We start from the raw sequence: 5239 nt of genomic DNA, 5'->3' as shown, positions 1-5239 counted from the left end.
CGGCCGTCCCCGCCGCCCCGTCACCGGCCGCGCCGTTCGCGGCGTGGCGGCGCGTCACGCGCGCCTCGTACCCGGCGGCCTCGACGGCGTCGACCAGGTCCTGGTCGGCGACGTCGGCCGAGAGCACGACGTGCGCTGACTCCAGGGGCAGGTTCACGGTCGCGGCGACGCCGTCGAGCCGGTTGAGCTTGCGCTCGACCCGGGCGACGCACGAGGCGCACGTCATCCCGGACACGGCCAGCTCGACCTCGCCGAGGGGGTGCAGGGCCTCAGCCGCAGGCACGGTACTCCTTACCGGGGTGGGGCGTCCGATCAGGACCGGACGATCGGCAGCATGCGGGTCGCCTGGCGGCCCGGTGCCTGGGCAGCGGACTCGGCCGCCACGGCGTTCTCGAGCACCTCGACGTCGGCCACCTGGTAGCCGGCCTCGTCCACGGCGTCGCGCAGCGCGGCCTCGGCCAGCGGCAGCTTCGAGATCACGTGGACCTGCGAGGTCTCGCCGGCGTGCAGCTCGACGCTGACGTCCTGGACGTCCGGCACGCCGCGCAGCTCGTTGGTCACGGCGGACACGCAGTGCCCGCAGGTCATCCCGGTCACGGCGAGCTTGGTCACGGTGGTCATGCGTTCTCCTCGGTTCGTGGGCTGCTGGACGTGCGGATGCTGCTGGACGTGCTCGGGTCGCCGGACCGTCACATGCGGACGAGGCGGGCGATCGCCTCCGAGGCCTCCCGGACCTTGGCGGCGCCCTCGGCGTCGGAGGCCTTGGCCGCGTCCACCACGCAATGTCCCAGGTGGTCCTCGACAAGCGCCAGGCTCACCGCTTGCAGCGCCTTCGTCACGGCGCTGACCTGGGTGAGCACGTCGATGCAGTACTCGTCCTCGTCGATCATCCGCGCTATTCCGCGAACCTGCCCCTCGATGCGGCGCATCCGCTTGAGGTAGCCGGTCTTGTCGGACGCGTAACCGTGCGGCCCGTCGTGCGCACCGGCCGCGTGCTCGTGTGGGGTGGCGGCCTCGGTCGCCTCGGTGATCTCCGTCGCCTCGGTCATGCAACCATGAGATACCCCTACGGGGTAGTGAGTCAAGTGTCCGGGCCGCAGCCCGGCAGCGGCGTTCACCACCCGCCGCGGTTCCTGCACCCACTTCGACACCCCGGGTGCCCGGATGGTGGCGATCCGGTGCGGTGACCAGCGAAGCGGCGGTGTGGTTGCTACGTTCGACGGATGGACCAGTCAGGGGGACGGGGCGTAGCGGTCGTGGTCGAGGACGACGACCTCATCCGTGAGGTCATCGAGGTCATCCTTCAGCAGGCCGGCTTCACCGTGCACCCCGCTGCCACCGGCGCGCAGGGCGTCGCGCTCGTGAAGGCGCACCAGCCCATCGTGACCACCGTCGACATCTCGCTGCCCGACATCGACGGGTTCGAGGTCGTGCGCCGGGTCCGGACCTTCTCCGACACGGTCATCGTCATGCTCACGGCCCGGGTCGACGAGGTCGACACGCTCATGGGTCTCGAGTCCGGCGCCGACGAGTACGTCACCAAGCCGTTCCGGCCGCGCGAGCTCCGGGCGCGGATCGACGCGCTCCTGCGCCGGTCCGGACACCTGGCGCCGGCCACCGGGCCCGCCGAGGAACCCGAGCCCGCTCCGGACGACAGCGGCCGGCTCGAGGTCGACACCGTGCGTCGTACGGTCCGCCTGGGCGGCGAGCTCGTGCACCTGACCCGCACCGAGTTCGTGCTGCTCGCGGCCCTGCACGACGCACGGGGCCGGCCGGTGCCGAAGGGGGACCTGGCCAGCCTGCTCTGGCCCGACGACCACGGCTACGGGGGCGGCGTCACGGAGGCGGACCGCCGCACGGTCGAGGTGCACGTGGCCAACGTCCGGCGCAAGCTCGGTGACAGCCCGACGAGCCCGCGCTTCATCCACACGGTCAGGGGGCTGGGGTACCGGTTCGAGAACGCCTGAGCAGTGCGGCCTCGGTGTGGTGGGCCAGCCGCATGAGGTGGATCAGCGTGTCGACCTCCGGGACCGTGCGCGTGCGCGCCACGTCCTGCGCCACGGCCCACGCCGCCTGGGCCAGCGGGACCGCCCCCACCATGGCGCCGGTCACGGCCAGGTCGGCCGCCGTGTCGTAGACGGCGTACACGCTGCCGTCCAGGGCGGCGACGGTGAGCAGCTCGAGGCGGCGTCTGAGGCCCGCGGCGAACTGGTCGGCGAACCGGCGGGCGGTCTCCTCGCCGAGATCCTGGTCGAGGTCACGGAGCACGGTCTCGTCGAGGATGCCCGACGCGAGTCGGCGTTCCGGCTGCTCGGGTACGGGCGCGCTGCCGTCCGGGCAGCCGGTGCGGGCCGTCCGCGCGGCCCCACCCGTCCCGGTGTGTCGTCGTATCTCGGTCATGGCGCGCCTCCCCGTGAGTGCCTGTGCGGCTACTCCCAGGGTGCGGGCCGGAACTCAACGCAGGGCCGAAGAACCTCAAGGACTGCTCAGGATCTGCCTTGAGGTTCTTGAGGTTTCTTGAGGTGCGCCGGCCGCGGGTGCTTCGGCGGTCCGCTCAGCGGGTCAGGTTCCCGATCACGATCGCGACCGCGGCCACCGCCGCCCACAGCAGCAGGCCGAACCGCCACCAGAAGTTCAGCGTGAGCCGGTTCGGGGCGTCGAGCCGCATGGCTTCCTCGTCCGAGAGGGGCCGCGTCGCCCACCCGGCCTCCGTGGCGGTCGCGAGGCTGTACCGCAGGCCCCATGACACACGCAGGATCCAGAACAGGTGGAAGTACGAGTAGCGCAGCACCAGGGCACGCCCCGCGTCCAGCGGCGCCGTCTTGCTCCTGCTGCCCCAGCCGAAGAAAACCATGTTCGATCCCTTGTCTCTGACCGCGCACGCCCTGCGCGCGGCGAGCAGAGCGTGGCAGAACCGCGCGCCCAGGTCAGTGGGGAGAACTCCCCACCCGGGACGGGCGGACGACGTCCGCCGGGAGGGGACGGGGTCCGGGGGCGCGGATGAGAGTCGGCGGGGCCCGGCGTAGCGTGAAAGGGACCGAAGCCAGTTCAAGGATGACCTGGAAGGGGTAACCCAACATGCCTGGAAACAAGGCGGTCGCCTACCGCGAACCCGGCGTGGTCGAGGTGGTCGACATCGACTACCCGACGTTCGAGCTCCGGGACGGACCCGGGGTCAACCCGGCCAACGTGGGCCGCAAGGTGCCGCACGGCGTGATCCTGCGAACCGTGGCCACCAACATCTGCGGCTCGGACCAGCACATGGTCCGCGGCCGCACCACCGCGCCCCCTGGACTGATCCTGGGGCACGAGATCACCGGCGAGATCGTCGAGAAGGGTCCGGACGTCGAGTTCCTCGACGTGGGTGACATCGTCTCGGTCCCGTTCAACATCGCCTGCGGGCGGTGTCGCAACTGCAAGGAGCGCAAGACCGGCATCTGCCTGAACGTGAACCCGGACCGTCCGGGGTCGGCGTACGGGTACGTCGACATGGGCGGCTGGGTGGGTGGCCAGTCCGAGTACGTGCTGGTGCCGTACGCGGACTTCAACGCCCTCAGGTTCCCCGACAAGGACCAGGCGCTGGAGAAGATCCTCGACCTGACGATGCTCAGCGACATCTTCCCGACGGGCTTCCACGGGTGTGTGAGCGCGGGTGTGGGCGTGGGCTCCACCGTGTACGTCGCGGGCGCCGGGCCGGTCGGGCTGGCCGCCGCGGCGTCGGCCCACCTGCTCGGGGCCGCCGTGGTGATCGTGGGCGACCTCAACAAGCAGCGGCTGGAGCAGGCGCGGTCGTTCGGCTGCGAGACGGTGGACGTCGCCGCCGGGCCGATCGGCGACCAGATCGAGCAGCTTCTCGGCGAGCCCGAGGTGGACTGCGGCGTGGACGCCGTCGGCTTCGAGGCGCGCGGGCACGGGTCCGAGTCGTCCACGGAGCACCCGGCCGCCGTGCTGAACGGGCTGATGGAGGTCACGCGGGCGGGCGGCTCGCTGGGCATCCCCGGTCTGTACGTGACGGGCGACCCGGGGGCGTCCACCGAGGCCGCGAAGGTCGGGTCGCTGTCGCTGCGGCTGGGGCTCGGCTGGGCCAAGTCGCACGCGTTCACGACCGGTCAGTGCCCGGTGATGAAGTACAACCGGAGCCTGATGCAGGCGATCCTGCACGACAAGGTGCAGATCGCCAAGGCCGTCAACGCTCGGGCGATCTCCCTGACGGACGCGCCGACGGGCTACCACGAGTTCGACGAGGGTGCGGCGACGAAGTTCGTGCTGAACCCGAACGACTACATCAAGGCAGCCTGATCCCACCTGGCCGAGACAGAACCCCAGCGCGCGCCGGGGTTCTGTCTCGCCCTGGTTCTACGTCGGCCGGGCCGCCGCCGCGGCCCTCGCCGCGGCCGGGAGAGCGTCCAGGATCCGGTTCACGGCGGCGTCGTCGTGCGCCGCGGAGACGAACCAGGCCTCGAACACCGACGGCGGCAGGTTGACCCCTGCCTCCAGCATCGCGTGGAACAGGGCCGTGTACCGGAACGTCTCCTGCGCCTGGGCCTGCGCGTAGTCCCGCACCCCCGACGCCGCGGCCAGCGGCCCGAAGAACACCGAGAACAGGGAGCCCGCGCGCTGTACGCGGTGCTCCACGCCCTCGGCGGTCAGCGCCGCGCCCACGGCGTCCGACAGCACGCGCGAGACCTCGTCGACGCGGGCGTACACCGCGTCGTCGGCCAAGCGCAGCGTCGTCAGGCCGGACGCGACCGCCACGGGGTTGCCGGACAGCGTCCCCGCCTGGTAGACGGGCCCGAGCGGCGCCAGGTGGTCCATGACCGACGCCGGGCCGCCCAGCGCGGCGACGGGCATGCCGCCGCCGATGACCTTGCCGAACGTGAAGAGGTCGGGCGTGTAGCCCTCGCCCCCGGCGGCGCGGATCGCGTCGTTCTCGACGCCCCACCAGCCGGCCGGACCCACACGGAACCCGGTGAGCACCTCGTCCATGATGAACAGCGCGCCGTGCGCCGACGTGATGCGGCGCAGGCCCTCGTTGAAGCCCTCGACCGGCGGCACCACGCCCATGTTCGCGGGCGACGCCTCTGTGATGACGGCGGCGATCTCGGAGCCGCGCTGCGCGAACGCCGCCTCGACGGCGGCGAGGTCGTTGTAGGGGAGCACCAGCGTCTCGGCCGCGGTCGCCTCGGTCACGCCCGCCGAGCCCGGCAGGGCGAGCGTCGCGACGCCGGAGCCGGCCTCG

At 72.0% G+C, this 5239-nt stretch carries 8 protein-coding genes; 2 read left to right on the top strand and 6 right to left on the bottom strand.

The features are described 5' to 3' along the window. The 3 genes from PROKR_RS07760 to PROKR_RS07750 form a co-directional block, all read right to left on the bottom strand. Positions 1–283: heavy-metal-associated domain-containing protein (locus PROKR_RS07760; RefSeq protein ID WP_036961592.1), on the bottom strand; the 283-nt coding region annotated here is incomplete at its 3' end. 29 nt (positions 284–312) lie between these two features. Then, positions 313–621 (bottom strand): heavy-metal-associated domain-containing protein, encoded by a 309-nt coding sequence (locus tag PROKR_RS07755; RefSeq protein WP_036961588.1) that lies wholly within the window; start codon positions 619–621, stop codon positions 313–315. Between the two features lie 68 nt (positions 622–689). Next, positions 690–1049 carry a metal-sensitive transcriptional regulator gene (locus PROKR_RS07750; RefSeq protein ID WP_084800312.1) on the bottom strand — a complete coding sequence of 120 codons (360 nt, stop codon included), beginning with the start codon at positions 1047–1049 and terminating at the stop codon, positions 690–692. Positions 1050–1223: 174 nt separating this feature from the next. On the opposite strand from PROKR_RS07750, the gene PROKR_RS07745 reads away from it, so the two are divergent. Then, positions 1224–1967, top strand: a complete 744-nt coding sequence (locus tag PROKR_RS07745; protein WP_036961585.1) for a response regulator transcription factor — start codon at positions 1224–1226, stop codon at positions 1965–1967. Here PROKR_RS07745 and PROKR_RS07740 read toward each other — a convergent pair. Together PROKR_RS07740 and PROKR_RS07735 are read right to left on the bottom strand one after the other, a co-directional pair. After that, positions 1933–2400, bottom strand: coding sequence for a hypothetical protein (locus tag PROKR_RS07740; protein WP_036961582.1), 468 nt, complete (start codon positions 2398–2400; stop codon positions 1933–1935). The two genes, PROKR_RS07745 and PROKR_RS07740, sit on opposite strands and share 35 nt — an antisense overlap. Before the next feature lie 154 nt (positions 2401–2554). Further along, entirely contained in the window at positions 2555–2854 is a 300-nt protein-coding gene (locus PROKR_RS07735) for a hypothetical protein (protein ID WP_036961579.1), read from the bottom strand. 224 nt (positions 2855–3078) lie between these two features. Here PROKR_RS07735 and fdhA point away from each other — a divergent pair, with 224 nt between their 5' ends. Beyond that, positions 3079–4299 carry a formaldehyde dehydrogenase, glutathione-independent gene (fdhA, locus tag PROKR_RS07730; RefSeq protein ID WP_036961576.1) on the top strand — a complete coding sequence of 407 codons (1221 nt, stop codon included), beginning with the start codon at positions 3079–3081 and terminating at the stop codon, positions 4297–4299. 57 nt (positions 4300–4356) lie between these two features. Here fdhA and PROKR_RS07725 read toward each other — a convergent pair. Continuing rightward, on the bottom strand, positions 4357–5239 hold an 883-nt coding region (locus PROKR_RS07725; RefSeq protein ID WP_036961574.1), incomplete at its 5' end, for an aminotransferase class III-fold pyridoxal phosphate-dependent enzyme.

The sequence above is a fragment of the Promicromonospora kroppenstedtii DSM 19349 genome, from assembly GCF_000515355.1.
In the GTDB taxonomy this organism is placed as follows: Bacteria; Actinomycetota; Actinomycetes; order Actinomycetales; family Cellulomonadaceae; genus Promicromonospora; species Promicromonospora kroppenstedtii.
Note: the sequence above shows the minus strand (reverse complement) of the source record. Positions and strands in the feature narration are given on the sequence as shown.

Excerpts from the sequence above, each read along its gene's own strand:
- PROKR_RS07755 (WP_036961588.1), bottom strand. The coding sequence starts at position 621 with ATGACCACCGTGACCAAGCTCGCCGTGACCGGGATGACCTGCGGGCAC.
- fdhA (WP_036961576.1), top strand. The coding sequence starts at position 3,079 with ATGCCTGGAAACAAGGCGGTCGCCTACCGCGAACCCGGCGTGGTCGAG.
- PROKR_RS07750 (WP_084800312.1), bottom strand. The coding sequence starts at position 1,049 with ATGACCGAGGCGACGGAGATCACCGAGGCGACCGAGGCCGCCACCCCA.
- PROKR_RS07745 (WP_036961585.1), top strand. The coding sequence starts at position 1,224 with ATGGACCAGTCAGGGGGACGGGGCGTAGCGGTCGTGGTCGAGGACGAC.
- PROKR_RS07735 (WP_036961579.1), bottom strand. The coding sequence starts at position 2,854 with ATGGTTTTCTTCGGCTGGGGCAGCAGGAGCAAGACGGCGCCGCTGGAC.
- PROKR_RS07740 (WP_036961582.1), bottom strand. The coding sequence starts at position 2,400 with ATGACCGAGATACGACGACACACCGGGACGGGTGGGGCCGCGCGGACG.